This window comes from Nostoc sp., assembly GCF_036917515.1.
Classification (GTDB): Bacteria; Cyanobacteriota; Cyanobacteriia; order Cyanobacteriales; family Nostocaceae; genus Nostoc.
Genome location: NZ_JBALDE010000103.1, coordinates 13,083 through 29,096 on the forward strand (window position 1 = coordinate 13,083; position 16,014 = coordinate 29,096).

Sequence of the window (16,014 nt, forward strand, 5' to 3'; positions counted from 1 at the left end):
TAGTTGAAACTGGGAACTTCAAGCTCTGAACTCGAAATTACTAGCTCGGAACATGAAACTTCAAGCTTGAAAATGAACTCCACCTTTTCTGAGTCGAAAAGGTAGAGTTAAAAGTTGGAGAGTTGGTAAATTCTCCTCACAAATGACAAATGACAAATGACAACTGACAACTAACTAAATACGCGACTTGACAAATTTCTCTAATCTATCCATTCCCTTTTCAATCGTCGCCATATCTGTGGCGTAGGAAAGGCGAATGTTGTCATCAGCGCCAAAAGCAATTCCGGGAATGACTGCAACTTGATGTTCTTCCAACAAAGCGTCACAAAATTTTAGAGATTTTAGACCGGTTTTGCTGATATCAGGGAACAGATAAAAAGCGCCATCTGGTTTTGCAGTACTCAATCCGGGAATGGCGTTGAGTCTTTCTAGCATTACCTGTCGGCGTTTGGCGAAGGCTTGGCGCATTTCTTCGACACAATCTTGAGAACTTTGTAGGGCTGCGATCGCACCATATTGGGCAAAGGTACACACGTTAGATGTACTATGCCCTTGGATGGTACTCGCTGCTTTAATGATTTTTACAGGCCCCGCTAAATAGCCGAGACGCCACCCAGTCATGGAATAAGCCTTTGCAAACCCATTACTAATCAAAGTGCGGTCAAAAATTTCTTTCCCTAGAGAACCGATGCTGATATGTTCTGCACCGTCGTAGAGAATTTTTTCGTAAATCTCATCAGAGACAACAAAGATATCTGCATCAACTACTACCTGTGCCAGTGCTTTGATTTCATCTGGCGTGTAAACCATCCCTGTGGGATTAGATGGGGAGTTGAGGATAAATAACTTTGTCTTCGGCGTGATTGCTTTACGGAGTTGTTCGGGAGTAATTTTATAACCCGTTGTTGCATCTGTAGGGACAATTACTGAAATACCACCGACCAAAGTCACCATTTCAGGATAACTTAGCCAGTAGGGAGCAGGGATAATTACCTCATCACCTGCATCGATCAATGCCACGATTAAGTTGTATAGAGAATGCTTACCGCCATTGGTGACAATCACATTCTCTGACTTGTAATCAAGACCGTTGTCGGTTTTAAGCTTGTGGGCGATCGCTTCCCTTAACTTTGGTTCTCCGGCGGCTGCACCATACTTGGTTTTGCCTTCATCCAAAGCTTTGACTGCTGCGGCTTTAATATGCGCCGGAGTATCAAAATCTGGTTCTCCAGCGCTAAAACTACAAACATCTATTCCATCTGCCTTCAGTGCCTTAGCCTTGGCTGCGATCGCTAAGGTTAATGAAGGTGTTACCTGACTTACTCTTGCTGCCAGCTTCATTCTTACTATTTTTGGCAAATCTTTCACTTCTTTAAGGATATCCCAGAATCCCTACCAAGATTTGCTTTTTCTGAATTCATTGATAATCGGGGATTGGGGAGCAAATAACAAATGACTAATGACTCCGCAAAGCAGTTTGATTCTTGACTCTTGATAATGTATCGTATATAACTTTATTTTTAGTGGAAACTAACTGTTTTTATGCAGATTAAGAAACTTTTGATTGCATCTTCTCTGCTAATTACTAGTCTTTTTATACCTAATGCTGCCATTGCTCAAAATCGCGGTACTCCGGGTAAATTTGATTTTTATGTCCTGACACTCTCTTGGTCGCCGGATTATTGTGCGACAAATGGTAATCGTGACCAGCAGCAGTGTGGTTCTGGAAGGAAACTTGGTTTTGTACTACATGGTTTGTGGCCGCAATATCAAACTGGTTATCCTGCTAATTGTTCCACACAAAAATTACCATCGGAGATAAAGCGACGGTTTCCAAATTTGTATCCTAGTAATAAACTTTATGATCATGAATGGCAAAAACATGGTACTTGTTCGGGGAAAACTCCGGCGGAATACTTGGGATTGAGTAAACAATTAAAAGATACGATCGCTATTCCCGCAGCTTATAATCGTCCTAATAAACCCGTGCGTACCACAATTACAAATTTTAAAAATTCATTTGTAAGTGCGAATAATCAAATTACTGCTGATGGTGTAGCACCTTTTTGTTCAGGTTCAGGAAGATTTTTGCAAGAAGTCTTCTTTTGTTATTCCAAAAATGGTGAACCTGGTATTTGTAGTGCTGAGATTTTGAAGCGATCGCAAAAAAGTTGTGGTCAGCCAGATTTTCTACTAAGAAACGTTAGATAACAATGGGGCATGGAGCATGGGGCATTGGGCATTGAAAAAAGATAGGTAGACAAGGAAGAAGGGGAAGACTAGGAAGAAATTTATTCAATAATTCCCCCTTGTCCCCTTGTCCCCACTCCCTAAGCTATCGTCACATCTGGCGACAAGTAAACATCCTGAATGGTATGAAACAGTTTTACACCTTCCTCAAAAGGACGTTGGAAGGTCTTTCGCCCAGAAATTAATCCCGAACCACCAGCGCGTTTGTTGACCACGGCGGTGCGTATTGCTTCGGCGAAATCATTTTTACCAGTCGCGCCACCAGAATTAATCAACCCGACACGTCCAGAGTAGCAATTCAGTACTTGGTAACGAGTTAAATCAATTGGGTGATCGGTTGTCAACTCTGTGTAAACGCGCTCATCGGTTTTGCCATAACTTTTACCACTGGCTTTGGCAACTGCACCGTAGCCATTGTTATTTTCGGGTAACTTTTGTTTGATAATATCGGCTTCAATCGTCACACCCAAATGATTCGCTTGTCCGGTGAGGTCAGCTGCAAGGTGGTAATCTTTGTCTTGTTTAAAGGCGTTATTCCGCAGATAACACCAGAGAATAGTCACTAAACCGAGTTCATGGGCGCGTTTAAAAGCTCGGCTGATTTCTTGGATTTGCCTGGTAGAATGCTCTGAGCCAAAATAAATTGTCGCACCTACGGCAGCGGCCCCTAAATTCCAAGCTTGTTCCACATCAGCAAACAATACCTGGTCAAATTGGTTGGGGAAAGTCAGCAATTCGTTGTGATTGATTTTGGCAATAAAGGGAATTTTGTGAGCATATTTGCGCGATACGATGCCTAATGTTCCCAAAGTGGTAGCAACAGCATTGCAATTTGCGGCGATCGCTAATTTGACAATATTTTCTGGATCGAAGTAAATCGGATTGGGCGCAAAAGACGCACCTGCTGAGTGTTCAATCCCTTGGTCTACCGGTAGAATCGAGAGATAACCTGTGTTTGCCAGACGACCAGTAGAATAAAGTAACTGGAGATTACGCAATACTTGAGGATTGCGATCGCTGTTAAGCCAGATTCGATCTACAAAGTCTGGGCCCGGCAAATGTATTAAATCACGAGAAACTTTTGCTTTGTGGGTAAGTAGGTCTTCTGCCTCTTTACCTAGCAATGACTCAATAGAATTAGCCTCTTTTAGCGTTGTAGTCATAGTATTATCCTCAAACATTGAGCAAATGACCTTGCTTTTAAGATAGCATTTCTAATATTGCTAACTTGGTTGTACGGAGATTAGTGATATGTCTTCTTTCTGAAGATATAGCAATCTTATTGTATAAGTGAAAATCAAAAGGCTGAGATTCTCTACTTCCTTTTAAAAAGTCGGGAATCTTGTTGTGAATGGTTAAGTAGGGCTATACTACCGGAAGTATTCAATCAACTTTCGGATTTAATATTTTCAAATCAATTATCAACTTCAAACAGTACAATAATACTATATTGAAATTGTAGTTGAAAATTGAAAACCTATCTTCCTCCGATTGGGGTAATAATTTTGAACAGAATAAATACAATTTTATGAGTAAATTTCAAATCGATATCGACTTCAGCAATATAGATTTAGCTTCCCTTGAGACAGAAGAAGATTTTCAACGAGAGGCAAAAATGTTACTCCCAAAGGCACTGGTCAAATTAGGTGAAAGTGTGGGTGAAAAAACTTGGGAAGAATTACAGCAAAAGCTGCAAGGAACTGGAGGTAAACTCAAATCTTCTCCCAGTGAGAAACGTAGGTTTATTCAAGAAACTGGAAGAACTTATCAACGAAATGCTAGTAACAGAGAAAAACAAGAACTGGAAGAATATATAGTAGAGCAATTACGTCAGCACAAATAGCATTTGTCATCAGTTAACTTATCAGATATGATTCAAATAAACCAGTGGCGAATCAACTCCACTTGGAAGCGATAGCCGTCGTCAACTTCCTCAATTAACTCCCGTTGCAACAGCAATTTGAAAGTAATATCAGCATCAGGGAACTGTTGCAGTAGAGTTTGGCGGCTAACTATAGCCCCTTCCCCTTGAGCGGCGATAAAACGTAGAATAGCTTGTCCAGTAGCGTCTACTTGATTGTTTTGAATATCAGCAAAGAAAAAACCACCACTTTGCAAAGCTTCTGGTATCGCTGCTTCCACATCCGCGAAAGTTGCCAATCGCCGCATAGAGGGGTCTTGTTCGTTCTTAAGGACAATAACTTCCGCGCAGAGTAGTTGTACTAAGAACGGGTGACAACGGGTGAGTTGTAGCACTCGCTCAACAGCGTTGGGTTCATAGCGGAGGGTAAAATCTTTGACGGGACGTTCAATTAATTGTCGTGCTTCCGCTTCTTTGAGGTAAGAGATATGCACTACTTGGACATTAATTAGATAACTAGACCAGCGCTGATATTCTTCGATAGTATGAGAGCCAGCCAGTAATACCTTGAAGCGGGGACGGTGTTGGATGAGGTGACGCAGCATTCCCAAAATATCCTGTTCATCAAAGCGACCTTTGGCTATGGCGTTGTCTAGCACCTCAAATTCATCTAGCGTTAGTAAGGCGGTATTTTGTTCTAGAGCCTGTTCTACTTTATCTAGCCATTCATAGAAATAGGTGAAGGGGTCAGATTCTAGCACTTCACGGGCTAGGGACGGTAGAATTACAGCTTGCTTTTTTGCTGACTTCTCCATATCTCTAGCCAGGTTGTAAAGAAAACCTGCATGGTCACTAGCTGATGAAGGTGCGCCTTGCAAGTCCACAAACATAGGGATGATGTTACTAGGTAGTAATTTTCCAATGTTATTGAGCAGGGAAGTTTTACCCATACGTCGCTGACCGTATAGTAGCAGAGGTGGGCGACGGCGATCGCGCAGTAGTTGCTCGATGCGTAAGCCGATGTCATCACGCCCCGTGAAAATTTCTTGCTCCCGCGTGAGGGGTACACCAATGATGTAAGGCGAGTCAATTTCTTGGTGGAGTTCAGTAATTTTAGCCAGTTCATCTATATAGTTGGTGACTATCTCACGCCAACTTTTGATAATGGGGTAGAAACGGATTGTGTATTTGTCGCTGCTACGAACGAAGTTCTGCAACTGTAGATTTAATTTATCTGCAACATCTCTGAGAAGTAAGCGCTGATTATAAGTTCTTGCTTGATTGAGTGCAGCATCAACATCCTCACTGATGCGGCTAAAGATTTGTAGTAGAGGGCTAAATTCACTCTTTAGTTCGCTACTTACCAGACTGCGACGAGCTTTACGAATAGCTTCCACATCAGAACAGTCCTGTAAACTGAGTGCATCCAGTTCAATTTGTGCAGCTTGCGCCGCCCAGCGTTGGGGGCTGGTACTGAGATATTCTAAAGCAGCTTTGCCTTCAACTGGATTATGTTCAATGACGAAGAGGAGATGCTCGTCCAAGCCGCGCAAATGTAAATGCTGCCACTCATCCCAGATGGCGGAGTGAAAGCGCAATAAGCAAGGGCTTTTACCATTACGTCGTTTGTCTAATCTATAGAGGAGATAATTCCAGACAAAGAGAAATGGAAAGGATAGAAAAAGTCGCCAGGAGTTAATAGTTACTCCCACGCCTGCCGCCACGGCTCCGACCAAGCCTACCGCCACGCCTACCGCCACGCCTACCGCCACGCCTACCGCCACGCCTACCGCCACGCCTACCGCCACGCCTACCGCCACACCTACCGCCACACCTACCGCCACGCCTCCTGCCACACCAAACGCTACACCAAACGCTACACCGAACACTACGCCTGATGCCACGCCTGATCCCACATTTAATGCCACGCTTCCCGCCACGCCCACCGCCACGCCTACCGCCACGGCTCCTGCCACAGCTCCCGCCACGCCTCCCGCCACGCCTACCGCCACAGCTCCCGCCACGCCTACCGCCACGGCTACCACCACGCCTACCGCCACGGCTCCTGCCACGGTTCCCGCTACCGCTCCCGCCATGCCTACCGCCACGCCTTCCGCCACACCTCCCGCCAGGTCTCCCGCCACACTGAACACCACGCCTACCGCCACACCTTCCGTTACGCGAAAAGCTATATTTAGGATTGGTTGACCCAACATCCACAGCGTCAAGCCCAACAGTAAGTTAGGCAGGATAGGTAAGATGAAGTATCCCTGGATGAACAGCCACCACAGAGCTAGGTTTCGCCATCGCCCTTGTCTGAACAAGATAATCAAAGAGGAGTCGGTGTCTAAAATGGGGTCAATGCGCTTCAGGTGATTACGCCACGCTGAGGGGTGAAAAACAAGCCAGAAAAGTAGTTGCAGGCTACCGAGGATTAAGTTGGGGTGCTGCTGGGGTGCATTGGTGTAGGCGTTGGGGGGTAGTTGTGGTGAAGTCAACGTTTTTGCACTCCTATTTAAAACTCTATGTCATTGCGATCGCTTTGCTTGACTTCGTTATGCTTGCTTGGGACATACTTTGTCATTGCGAATGCAGCGCTAGCGGAATGAAGCAATCGCAAAGGCTAGGATTAGTAGGCTTTACCTTGGTGCGATCGCAATCACACCAGTAAAATTTACAATCCATCATATAAGTCTTTCCATTCTTGATTGATGCTATTGACTAAATCAATTTTCTTTTGTCTGGAACCTGCTTTAATTTGTTTTTCTCGACTAATTGCTGTATAAGCATCTTCAAATACCTCGTAATAAACTAATTTATTAATGTTGTATTTATTAGTAAATCCTTCTATTATTTTCTCTTTGTGTTCATAAACTCTCCTTTGTAAATCGTTTGTTACTCCTGTATATAGGACAGTATTATATTTATTTGTCATGATATACAAATAATATTGCTCGCTCATTTCTAATCTTTCTTTGTGATAGAAACTCAGTCATAACAAATTTTTGTGATATTTGTCACTGCAAAATTATAAGTAGATGGACAAAAATATTTACGGTCATTGCGAGGCATTGCGATTGCTTCATTCCGCTTCGCTCCATTCGCAATGACAATTTAGATTTATCATTGCAAGACTTCCCAATTCTCTATAGGTACAGCAGGCTCAAAAGGATCATCATAGTGAATAACCGTTCCCTGTAAAGGATAAAGATTAGATTCTGAAGGTTGGGGAAAACGTTCTAAAACAATGATTTCTACTACTTCGCCTGCTTGAAACGGTAAATCCTCAAGAATCAAGGTTCTGTTTTGAGTTAACTTTGTTTCTATTCGGTGTGCTTTCATAGTTACTCTGCTAGTTATGAATTTAATAAATCAGCAAATGGTTTTATTTGTCGTAAACCTTCCTCACGCCAATTATCATCATTCTCCCCTTCTTCTAAGTTAAATAATCTTTCTCTACACAGGATTTGCAACAACAATGGCCAGCAGCGACTTTCTGTCAAAATCCACTCTACATCTTTGTCAGTAAAGGGAATGGGCGAACTTGCTATCAATTCTCGCGCTTCTGTCTCAGTTAATGCTTCCAGATGTGCGGTGTAGCCGAAAATATTGAAAAAGGGTGAACTGTGTCCCGTGTTGTGCGCCATGTCAATCGGTGATTCCGGGGTAGCCAAGACAAATGCTAGATTCCCCCCTGTATGGTTAGTTGCCAAAGACCGCAAACATTCCCAAAAGCCATCATCTAATTCTGAACAGCGTTGCAAGCCAACGCCAATCTCATCCAATAAGATGACTGTGTGAAAATGCAAATTATCGCTGACTATCTCCATGAAACGATCTAAATCGCAAGGTATCGGCACTTGCATCTTCAGTGATTCTAGGATGTACTTTAGTAGTCCTTCTCGACTTTGCATTCGTGCGTCTTGTAAGTCTACAAAAATCCAACAGTAATTTTCTGGATGTGCTAGCCAGTCAGATTTTTGCTCAGGACGCAGCTGTTCTGCTGGGGTGGTGGTGATATTTTTTAAGTAGTGCAGCAGAGATGTTTTACCGCTGCGTTTTTTGCCGATAATGGCAGCGTTTTGTAGGGGATGGCGTTTGAGTAGATTGAAGAGGCGTTTTAATTCTTTCTCTCGTCCAAAAAAATAACGCGGCTGGGTGATGGGTGCGCCAGTGATGAAGGGTGATGCTTCCCCGTTAATTGGCTGAGGTTTAGGCAGTTGAGTTTCTGGTTCTTTGTATGCAATGTCTTGCCACTCTAACCCCAGTTTTTTGCTAAGTTCTACAAAATTTAGATAGTCAACAGGTTTACCAGTGAGAAAGCTTTTGACTGTGGAGAGAGAAATTCCTATATCAGTAGCCAAGGACTGCTGGCTAGGATAGCCGTTACGCTTAAGTGCTGACTTAACTTTTTCAATATACTCTGGGGCTACTCGGAGCGATCGCGCCATCATTCTTCATGGAGAATCTGCTGTGAGTATATCAGGTTTTTATACTAGCTAAATAGCCTTGCTGTTGAGCGATAACCTGTTGCACTCTAGAAATTATAGTCATCCTGAACTTAACCAACAGTCAACTAAAACTTGTCTAATAAGTGACTATTTCTCAACTCCGTTCTCAGCTAGCACCAAATTTTAATGATGAATGTAAGCGATTAAAGGCTTTGAAAATGAAACGAGAACTGGGAATTCTGCAAATTACCTTATCACTTTGCGGAGTGATGATGTTTAGTACAGTCACTTACACTGCGATTAATATGGTGAATGGTCAATACCGGGTGGAAATAGCGCTCAATACTAAGGGACTCATCATTAAGTCAGATATTGACAAAAGGCAATGCAAAGCAGTAGAAGACATTGCCCAAAAGCAGGAAAGCACAAATTCCAACCAAAAGACGATTAATTAAGAGTAAAAATTAGTGATGAGTTAGAATCAATAACTTCTAATTCATTGTGAACGAGTCTTTGATACTCGCCGACGAGTCTTTGATACTCGCCGACGAGTCTTTGATACTCGCGAACGAGTCTTTGATACTCGTGAATGAGTCTTTGATACTCGCGGATGAGTCTTTAATACTCGCTGACGAGTCTTTAATACTTGCGGACGAGTCTTTAATACTCGCTGACGAGTCTTTGATACTCGTGGACGAGTCTTTAATACTCGCTGACGAGTCTTTGATACTCGTAGTTTTTTTTACGAACCGCAAAGGACGCAGAGGACGCAAAGAAAGAGGAGAAATATATCTATAAATGAAGTGAAGTAAAGCGGTGCATTAGCCTTTGGCGTAACGTACCCTACCAAAATAATAAAGGAGTAGAAATTAATAAGGAGTTAGGAATAAATAACTCCTAACTCTTGTACAGACGCGATTAATGAGCCAGCGCGTTGCGGGGGTTCCCATGCCACTTGCTTCAAGCCGGCAAAGCCGTCCAACGCAGTGGCTCCCCGTTGTAGCGACTGGCGTCGCGCCTCTAATTTTTACAGCGCACAACTCAACTCGCCGGCTTTTTGACTGAAGCGCCAGTTTTCCCGATAATCTACGGGACAATCTATCACGGCAGGTACATCTTGAGCGAGGGCTTCTTTCAGGGTGGGAATCAAATCTAAAGCCGATTCAACTCGGTAGCCTTTTAAACCCATACTTTCGGCTAATTTGACAAAATCAGGATTGCTAAAATGCACAAAGGATGAGTTTCCTTTGCCAAATTGATTTTCTTGCTTCCACTCAATTAACCCATAGCCACCATCATTGAAAATTATGGTGACAAAGGGCGTACCGACACGCAAGGCTGTTTCTAATTCTTGAGAATTCATCATAAAGCCGCCATCACCTGTGACAGCAACGACTTTGCGCTTGGGATGAACGAGTTTTGCAGCTAAAGCGCCTGGAATGGCAATACCCATAGCCGCGAAACCGTTGGAAATTATGCAAGTATTGGGACTATGGCAATGATAATGACGAGCCATCCACATTTTATGTGCGCCAACATCAGAAATGACGATATCATCTGGGCCCATCACTTGCCGTAAGTCATAAATTAACTTTTGCGGCTTAATCGGAAATTCGTCATCATGGGCATACTGTTCGTAATCAGCGCGAATCTCTGACCTTAAGCTAATAGCCAAGGGATCGGGTTTACCTTGTCTATCTGCTAATTTTAAAATTTCATAGAGGGAATCGGAAATATCTCCCACAACTTCAGCGTTGGGAATATAACTACTATCAATCTCCGCCGGATTTACCCCAATATGCACAATCGGAATTTCGCCATTGCGATTCCATTTCTTCGGGGAAAATTCAATCAAATCATAGCCGATCGCAATTACTAAATCTGTATTATCAAAAGCACAGGTAATAAAGTCTCTTTGCTGTAATCCCACTGACCACAAAGCTAGTTGATGTGTATAGGGAATCACCCCTTTACCCATGAAGGTATTAGCAACAGGTATATTCAGTAAGGTAGCAAATTGCGTGACTGCATCACTAGCATGAGCGCGAATTGCTCCATTTCCGACTAAGATTAATGGGTTAACTGCTTGGCAAATCGCGGCGGCGGCTGCCCGAATGCTAGCAAAAGATGCATAAGTTTTTTCGCTATTATCCTTACGCAAAGGGTTGCCTTCGACGGGCATGGCAGCAATATTTTCTGGTAAATCAATGTGAACTGCACCGGGTTTTTCAGATTGTGATCGCTTGAATGCTTTCCGTACTACTTCAGGTGTAATACTCGGTCGGACAATCTGCTTATTCCACTTGGTAACAGGTGCAAACATTGCCACCAAATCTAAATATTGATGGGATTCAATATGCATTCTATCTGTTCCCACTTGACCGGTAATCGCTACTAAAGGCGCACCATCGAGGTTAGCATCTGCTACCCCAGTCATCAAGTTGGTTGCCCCAGGCCCAAGAGTAGAAAGACACACTCCGGCTTTTCCTGTTAAGCGTCCATAGACATCGGCCATGAATGCTGCACCCTGTTCATGACGAGTCGTAATAAATTTAATCGAAGAATTTTTTAACGCTTCCAAAACGTGAAGGTTTTCTTCACCAGGAAGTCCAAAAATATATTGCACTCCTTCATTTTCTAGGCACTGCACCAATAACTCTGCTGTATTCATTTTATTTTCCGACAACTTTATTAACGAATAAGACTTTTGTTCTCTCTTACAAAGTTCTGATCCGAGGAAGCCTTGGCTCAGACTTTGCGCTTTGTCCTTTGTCATTAGTCATTTGTCATTTTTTTGGCTAATGACCAATGACCAATGACCAATGACTAATGACTAATCATTTAACCCAAACAGTTTTCACATTGACAAACTCATGTATACCTTGGATACTCAATTCTCTGCCATATCCAGAACGCTTGATGCCACCAAAGGGCAACCGAGGATCGGATTTGACCATACCGTTGATAAACACGGCACCTGCTTCGATTTCTTCAACCAAGCGATCGCTTTCTTGGTCGTTGGTTGTCCAAGCACTTGCACCTAAACCAAAGGGTGAGTCATTGGCGAGTTTAATGGCAGCATCGATATCTGCAACCCGGAATAACAAGGCTACCGGGCCAAAGAATTCTTCTTTGGCAATTGGTGTGTTAGGTGGGATATCTATGATAATCGTTGGTGGATAAAAGTTTCCTGGACGATCTGATAAAGGATGTCCACCGGTGATGACTTTACCACCGCTGCTAATAGCACCTTGCACTTGTTGGTCTAAATCCTGGAGAATCCCAGGTGTTGCCAGTGGGCCTAAATCGGTATCTGGTTGCATAGGATCGCCTACTTTCAGCGCCTCAAATTTTTCTAAAAGCAATTTTTCAAATTTATCTGCGATCGCTTCTGCGAGAATAAAACGTTTCGCTGCAATACATGATTGCCCGTTATTTAACATCCGCGCTGTAGTAGCTGTGACAACTGCTGTCTCTAAGTCAGCACTTTCTAACACAATAAACGGGTCACTTCCTCCTAATTCCAAAACTGTTTTTTTAATTTGTTTGCCGGCAGCAACGGCGAGGGATGCGCCGGCTGGTTCGCTTCCTGTCAAGGTCGCAGCTTTTACGCGGTCATCAGCCATTAAATCGGCAACTTTGGCAGCACCTATTAATAGAGTTTGAAACGCACCTTCAGGAAAACCTGCCCGTCGGATAATATCTTCAATTGCCAAGGCGCACTGCGGCACGTTGGAAGCGTGTTTGAGTAAGCCGACATTCCCCGCCATCAGGGCTGGTGCGGCAAAGCGAAAAACTTGCCAAAAGGGAAAATTCCACGGCATCACCGCGAGAATCACACCCATTGGTTGATAACGTACAAAACTCTGGCTGGCATCAGTTTTTATACTGACATCAGCGAGAAAATCAGGGGCGTGTTCGGCATAGTAGCGACAGACGACGGCGCATTTTTCGACTTCTGCGATCGCAGCTTTAAATGGTTTACCCATTTCCAGAGTCATTAACTTAGCCAATTCTGCTTTATCTTGCTCTAAAATATCAGCTGCTTTTTCTAGCCACTGCGATCGTTCAGAGAAACTAGTCTGGCGATAGTGTTCAAAAGCCTGATTAGCCAAATCGAGTTTAGCGTTGATTTCTGCATCATTGAGCGCCTCAAAGGTTTTGAGCGTCTCCCCAGTGGCGGGATTAATGGTGGCGATCGCCATTACCTGACCTCCCGTTAAAAAATAGCTTCGGTAGGCTTCCTAGTGTTACACATATAAATTAGAGAAGCCACCACCCAAATTTTAGTCTTCCAGCTAAAAATTAGCTAATCTTCCTAATTTAGTTAACGAACCTCTGTAGAAAAAAGAATCCACTATTACTCAAGCAACATCAATCCCTTTGATAGTTGAAGTAGTGAATATAAACTGACGTGATGATTATCTGAAAAAATACATTGATTATGTTCGCGTAGCGTCTCGAAGAGAAGAAATAGGAATTCCTGAATACTGGATTGTAGATTATGTAGGATTGGGTGGTAGGGAATTTATTGGCAAGCCTAAACAACCTACTATTTCGATTTACTCTTTAGAAGAAGGTGAGTATCGCATTAGTAAATTTCGAGGAGATGACCGTATCCAATCAGCAACTTTTCCAGAGTTGAATTTGACCGCAGAGGAAATTTTTTGCGCTGGCACGGTCAGCTAATTTTAGATTTTGGATTGATTTCACAGATATGCCATCATACGCTGTCTCTGTTGCCTGTTGCCCGTTTTTTGTTCCCTTTTATGTAAATACCAAGTTTATGTAGATACCAAGGGACGTGGTTTAGCCACCTCAAAGCCTTGAGCGTAATCGACTCCCAAAGCTTTGATTCGTTGTAGAATAGCGTTATTTTCGACAAACTCAGCGATCGTTTTTACCCCCATGACATGCCCGATGCGGGTAATGGCTTCCATTATTGCATCATCTACAGAATTCTCAACAATGTTCTTAATAAATCTGCCGTCAATCTTCAAGTAGTCTACTGGCAGGGTTTTGAGATGGGCAAAAGAAAATATACCATCAAAGCAGATAGACTGTGGTGGAACTTGATACAATGCAAATTGCTCATGCAAAAAGCTAATAAACTGATCGTCGTTGATACTAGTACCCGAAAGGTTGGCTGAAAATTTTGATTAAAGAACAAAATCTCAATGTCCAAATAGCTTAATCAATGTAGATAGAATCACGAATAGATTAAGCATAAAAGCTCAAAACTCCCATGAAATCGTTCCTTGCACTGTGAACGGATTGCCATAGAAAACGCGCCCTCTGCTGAGGGTAAGTTCCACATCCACATAAGTTGTTTCTACCTGCTTTGGTGCTGCCTTGGTGCTGATTCTGCCAGTTACTCGAAATTTGAAAATGGACTTCTAGAGGATGGTTATGAGCAGGAATCTCAACAGCGATCGCCTCATGCAATTGATAATTACCAATCTTGAGATCAAACCCATCCTGTAGTTCATAACAAATTACGTATCCCTCACACATTGGATGTTGCAACTCATAAAACACTTCCGAGTAACCACTTTCAGTATCAATCATTGTGCGATGGTCAACAATTTGGTATAACTCGTAGTATTCCTGCAATGAAAGTCTTGTAGGCATGATCTTTGGTAGATAGTAAGATTTGATTCAACAGTTATTAAAACTGATTTTTAATAACAATATCTTCACCAAAAAGATTAGTCAATTTGATGACGGATTTAGTTGTTTATACTTATAGCGGTTCCCATTCAGATGCGGTTTAATTTTTAATTCTGAGCGAAGCGACTCACTAATGCATAATGAGCGTTGATACTTGATGCAATTTTGTTTGATAAACCTTAACTAATCGATCAATACCTTTGAAACGATAATCCCCCATTTCTTGGAAATCAGAGGGTATTGAAAGCATTGTATGGGTGGCTTCACTAATCACGCATTCACCGGGAGGACAAACTGCTTCCATGCGAGCAGCAAGATTAATCGTAGCGCCTAATGCAGTATAGTCTACCCTTTGTGAGCTACCGACATCTCCCACCACAGCTTTACCGCTATTAATAGCAATGCGTAATTGTAGGGGTTCTAGCCAAAAACCATTGGCATTAAGATGTTCGAGACGAGTGAGCATTCCTTTAGCAGCAGTAGTGGCGCGATCGGCATGATCTGGTTGCAGTTCCGGAGCACCAAAAAATGCCATAATACAATCGCCGATATACTTATCTAAAGTGCCACCACAGGCAAACACTTCTTGCAACATCTCTTCAAATAAATTATTCAATAATTGGGCGATCGCAGTTGGTGTTAATTGTTCAGAAATTGCTGTAAAGCCCACTAAATCAGCAAACAAAATACTGATTTCGCTCTCTGCTGGCGCTAAACGACCACCCGGTAATCCACCTACAGAAATCAATTGCTGTACAACAGCTGGAGAATGATAACGTTCTAGTCGGTGACGAATCATCTCTTCAGTTTTGAGTTTTTCTACTAATAGCCAACGTTGCACGCTAGAAGCTACAAGGTTTGCTAAAGCTGAAAAAAAGCTCAATTCTTCTTCACCTTCATTTGCCCAATGGTAAGAAGAAAAATTGGCATCGGCATACAGTACGCCCACAACTTTATTTTCATCCCATAAAGGCACTGCCATCGCGCTACGAATGCCTTTGACTAAAATACTCTGTTCGCTAGCAAACCGTTCATCCTGATGAGTATCAGCAGTTTGAATGACTACTTTTTCCTCAAATACCTTTTGACAGATACTACGACTAATCCAACTACCATCAGAAGGGAGATGTTTCTGTTGAGAAATATTTCTAGTGGCCGCATTCATTAATTCCAACTGGCCGCGACCATTGACATCAATTAACAATGCCAAGCGATCAATACTATCAAGGTAACGAAAAACTACTTGCTGCACCTGAGAAAAAATCTCTTCTATCGACGCGGCTGCACAAAGATTTTTTGCTATGTCCACTAAGTCTTTGAGACGGGCAATAGTTTTGTCCTTATTATTGATGATATCGCCATCATTACTATCAGCTGTAATCCATTGCTGTTGTAATTGTTCGACATTGTGAAGGATTGTTCTTTGCTCATTGATGTCCGAAATTCCGGTATACTCAGGTGTCAGTTGAGAAACAGGGGTTGTGAGCAGCACTACCAGGCTGACATTGCCCAGCCAAACGATATCGCCGTGATGTAACTCTTGGGGATAATTAACCAGATATTTATTGACTTGCGTCCCGTTTTTGCTGCCCAGATCCTCAATAGTCCACACACCATCAGCCGTTTTTACCAGGCGAGCATGGTTGCGGGATACTCCACCAAAAGGTAAGTACAAGTTACATTCCGGCAAACGACCAATCGTAAATACATCTTGGTCAACTGCGATCGTTGTCTCGGTATCTCCTTCTTGTAGGCGTAGCGTGAGTTCAGTCATGAGTGCGA

16 protein-coding genes and 1 pseudogene are annotated in these 16,014 nt (G+C 42.8%); 6 read left to right on the top strand and 11 right to left on the bottom strand.

From position 1 onward, the window contains the following. Window positions 1-174 precede the first annotated feature (174 nt). Complete coding sequence (locus V7K89_RS12575; protein ID WP_335187511.1) at window positions 175-1,341, bottom strand: pyridoxal phosphate-dependent aminotransferase; 1,167 nt, start codon at window positions 1,339-1,341, stop codon at window positions 175-177. A 201-nt stretch (window positions 1,342-1,542) separates the two neighbouring features. Between V7K89_RS12575 and V7K89_RS12580 the strand changes: the two genes are divergently transcribed. Next, window positions 1,543-2,211 (top strand): ribonuclease T2 family protein, encoded by a 669-nt coding sequence (locus V7K89_RS12580; RefSeq protein ID WP_335187513.1) that lies wholly within the window; start codon window positions 1,543-1,545, stop codon window positions 2,209-2,211. 119 nt (window positions 2,212-2,330) lie between these two features. Here V7K89_RS12580 and V7K89_RS12585 read toward each other — a convergent pair whose 3' ends face one another. After that, window positions 2,331-3,413 (bottom strand): class I fructose-bisphosphate aldolase, encoded by a 1,083-nt coding sequence (locus tag V7K89_RS12585; RefSeq protein WP_335187515.1) that lies wholly within the window; start codon window positions 3,411-3,413, stop codon window positions 2,331-2,333. Window positions 3,414-3,778: 365 nt separating this feature from the next. On the opposite strand from V7K89_RS12585, the gene V7K89_RS12590 reads away from it, so the two are divergent. After that, a complete protein-coding gene (locus V7K89_RS12590) occupies window positions 3,779-4,093 on the top strand; it encodes a hypothetical protein (protein ID WP_104907687.1) in 315 nt (104 codons plus the stop codon). A gap of 32 nt (window positions 4,094-4,125) precedes the next feature. On the opposite strand, the gene V7K89_RS12595 is transcribed toward V7K89_RS12590, so the two are convergent. After that, window positions 4,126-6,609 (bottom strand): nSTAND1 domain-containing NTPase, encoded by a 2,484-nt coding sequence (locus V7K89_RS12595; RefSeq protein ID WP_335187517.1) that lies wholly within the window; start codon window positions 6,607-6,609, stop codon window positions 4,126-4,128. Here V7K89_RS12595 and V7K89_RS12600 point away from each other — a divergent pair. Further along, a complete protein-coding gene (locus tag V7K89_RS12600) occupies window positions 6,600-6,782 on the top strand; it encodes a hypothetical protein (protein ID WP_335187519.1) in 183 nt (60 codons plus the stop codon). The genes V7K89_RS12595 and V7K89_RS12600 overlap by 10 nt on opposite strands. 3 nt (window positions 6,783-6,785) lie before the next feature. Here V7K89_RS12600 and V7K89_RS12605 read toward each other — a convergent pair whose 3' ends face one another. The 3 genes from V7K89_RS12605 to V7K89_RS12615 form a co-directional block, all read right to left on the bottom strand. Then, complete coding sequence (locus tag V7K89_RS12605) at window positions 6,786-7,073, bottom strand: GIY-YIG nuclease family protein (RefSeq protein ID WP_335187521.1); 288 nt, start codon at window positions 7,071-7,073, stop codon at window positions 6,786-6,788. A gap of 161 nt (window positions 7,074-7,234) precedes the next feature. Then, window positions 7,235-7,453: a hypothetical protein gene (locus V7K89_RS12610; protein ID WP_335187523.1), complete on the bottom strand. Its 219-nt coding sequence runs from the start codon at window positions 7,451-7,453 to the stop codon at window positions 7,235-7,237. 14 nt (window positions 7,454-7,467) lie between these two features. Further along, window positions 7,468-8,565 (bottom strand): helix-turn-helix domain-containing protein, encoded by a 1,098-nt coding sequence (locus tag V7K89_RS12615; protein WP_335187525.1) that lies wholly within the window; start codon window positions 8,563-8,565, stop codon window positions 7,468-7,470. A 140-nt stretch (window positions 8,566-8,705) separates the two neighbouring features. Between V7K89_RS12615 and V7K89_RS12620 the strand changes: the two genes are divergently transcribed. Together V7K89_RS12620 and V7K89_RS12625 are read left to right on the top strand one after the other, a co-directional pair. After that, a complete protein-coding gene (locus V7K89_RS12620; RefSeq protein WP_335187527.1) occupies window positions 8,706-9,017 on the top strand; it encodes a hypothetical protein in 312 nt (103 codons plus the stop codon). Between the two features lie 46 nt (window positions 9,018-9,063). Further along, window positions 9,064-9,360: a hypothetical protein gene (locus tag V7K89_RS12625; protein WP_335187528.1), complete on the top strand. Its 297-nt coding sequence runs from the start codon at window positions 9,064-9,066 to the stop codon at window positions 9,358-9,360. A gap of 229 nt (window positions 9,361-9,589) precedes the next feature. Here V7K89_RS12625 and V7K89_RS12630 read toward each other — a convergent pair whose 3' ends face one another. Both V7K89_RS12630 and V7K89_RS12635 read right to left on the bottom strand, forming a co-directional pair. Beyond that, window positions 9,590-11,233, bottom strand: a complete 1,644-nt coding sequence (locus V7K89_RS12630) for an acetolactate synthase large subunit (RefSeq protein WP_335187680.1) — start codon at window positions 11,231-11,233, stop codon at window positions 9,590-9,592. A 166-nt stretch (window positions 11,234-11,399) separates the two neighbouring features. Next, a complete protein-coding gene (locus tag V7K89_RS12635; protein ID WP_335187530.1) occupies window positions 11,400-12,767 on the bottom strand; it encodes an NAD-dependent succinate-semialdehyde dehydrogenase in 1,368 nt (455 codons plus the stop codon). A gap of 100 nt (window positions 12,768-12,867) precedes the next feature. Here V7K89_RS12635 and V7K89_RS12640 point away from each other — a divergent pair. Further along, window positions 12,868-13,251 (top strand): annotated as a pseudogene (locus tag V7K89_RS12640) (Uma2 family endonuclease); the annotation flags it as partial. 95 nt (window positions 13,252-13,346) lie between these two features. Here V7K89_RS12640 and V7K89_RS12645 read toward each other — a convergent pair. The 3 genes from V7K89_RS12645 to V7K89_RS12655 all read right to left on the bottom strand — a co-directional run bounded on the left by V7K89_RS12645 (window position 13,347) and on the right by V7K89_RS12655 (window position 16,006). Next, window positions 13,347-13,643: an EAL domain-containing protein gene (locus V7K89_RS12645; RefSeq protein WP_335187532.1), complete on the bottom strand. Its 297-nt coding sequence runs from the start codon at window positions 13,641-13,643 to the stop codon at window positions 13,347-13,349. 139 nt (window positions 13,644-13,782) lie between these two features. Beyond that, a complete protein-coding gene (locus V7K89_RS12650) occupies window positions 13,783-14,193 on the bottom strand; it encodes a hypothetical protein (protein ID WP_335187534.1) in 411 nt (136 codons plus the stop codon). Window positions 14,194-14,362: 169 nt separating this feature from the next. Next, a complete protein-coding gene (locus V7K89_RS12655; protein WP_335187536.1) occupies window positions 14,363-16,006 on the bottom strand; it encodes an adenylate/guanylate cyclase domain-containing protein in 1,644 nt (547 codons plus the stop codon). Between the last annotated feature and the right edge of the window lie 8 nt (window positions 16,007-16,014).